This is a genomic window from Fulverythrobacter ferritrahens, assembly GCF_020539485.1.
Classification (GTDB): domain Bacteria; phylum Pseudomonadota; class Alphaproteobacteria; order Sphingomonadales; family Sphingomonadaceae; genus Andeanibacterium; species Andeanibacterium ferritrahens.
This window is the reverse complement of sequence record NZ_JACDXU010000011.1, coordinates 1-1,402: the sequence shown is the minus strand read 5'-3', so window position 1 is coordinate 1,402 and position 1,402 is coordinate 1. Positions and strand designations below refer to the sequence as shown.

General features: G+C 65.6%; 1 protein-coding gene. It reads left to right on the top strand.

Annotated elements, in window-relative coordinates; translation table 11 throughout:
- Nucleotide 1 precedes the first annotated feature (1 nt).
- Nucleotides 2-1,402, top strand: coding sequence for an aldehyde dehydrogenase (locus tag H0274_RS15565; protein ID WP_226796535.1), 1,401 nt, complete (start codon nucleotides 2-4; stop codon nucleotides 1,400-1,402).

Below are 1,402 nucleotides of genomic sequence, written 5' to 3'. Positions count from 1 at the left end.
GATGAAGTTCGAACGTTTGAACCCGATGACGGGAGAGGTTGCCTCCAGCGCGGAGGCGATGAAGGCATCGGATATTCCGGCGATTGCGGCGAAGGCGCAGGAGGGTTTTGCGGCCTGGTCGCAGATGGGCCCGAATGCGCGCCGCGCGGTGCTGATGAAGGCGGCTTCTGCGCTTGAGGCGAAGAAGGACGATTTCGTTGCCGCGATGATGGGCGAGATCGGCGCGACCGCCGGCTGGGCCATGTTCAATCTCGGCCTTGCCGCCTCCATGGTGCGCGAAGCGGCGGCGCTCACCACCCAGATCAATGGCGAGGTTATCCCGTCGGACAAGCCGGGCTGCCTGGCCATGGCCCTGCGCGAGCCGGTGGGCGTGCTCCTGGGCATTGCCCCGTGGAATGCGCCGATCATCCTTGGCGTGCGCGCCATCGCGGTGCCGCTGGCCTGCGGCAATGCGGTGATCCTCAAGGCCAGCGAGAGCTGCCCGCGCACCCATGCGCTGATCATCGAGGCCTTTGCCGAGGCAGGCTTCCCCGAAGGCGTGGTCAATGTTGTCACCAATGCGCCGGCCGATGCGGGCGAAGTGGTCGGCGCGCTGATCGATGCGCCGCAAGTGAAGCGCATCAACTTCACCGGTTCCACCACGGTGGGCCGGATCATCGCGAAGCGCGCGGCCGAGCATCTCAAGCCGGTGCTGCTCGAACTGGGCGGCAAGGCACCGATGATCGTGCTGGAAGATGCGGACCTTGACGAGGCCGTGAAGGCAGCCGCCTTCGGCGCCTATATGAACCAGGGCCAGATCTGCATGTCGACCGAGCGGATCATCGTGGTCGATGCCGTGGCCGACGAGTTTGCGGCAAAGTTCAAGGCCAAGGTCGCCTCCATGGCCGTGGGCGATCCGCGCGAGGGCAATACGCCGCTGGGCGCGGTGGTGGACCGCAAGACGGTGGATCACTGCTATGCGCTGATCGAGGATGCCGTGGCCAAGGGCGCCGAACTGCTGACCGGCGGCGAGACGACCCAGAACGTGCTGATGCCTGCCCATCTGGTGGACAAGGTGACACAGGACATGAAGCTGTTCCGCGACGAGAGCTTCGGCCCGGTGGTGGGCATTGCCCGCGCACGCGACGAGGCCCATGCGATCGAACTGGCGAACGATACCGAATATGGCCTGTCGGCCTCGGTCTTCACCCGCGATACTGCGCGCGGCCTCAAGGTGGCGCGCCAGATCCAGTCGGGCATCTGCCACGTCAACGGCCCCACCGTGCATGACGAGGCCCAGATGCCCTTCGGCGGCATGAAGTCCTCCGGCTATGGCCGCTTCGGCGGAAAGGCCGGCATCGACGCCTTCACCGAACTGCGCTGGATCACCATCGAAACTCAGCCGGGGCACTACCCCATTTGA

Coding starts and splice junctions, on each gene's coding strand:
- H0274_RS15565 (WP_226796535.1), top strand. CDS start 2: ATGAAGTTCGAACGTTTGAACCCGATGACGGGAGAGGTTGCCTCCAGC.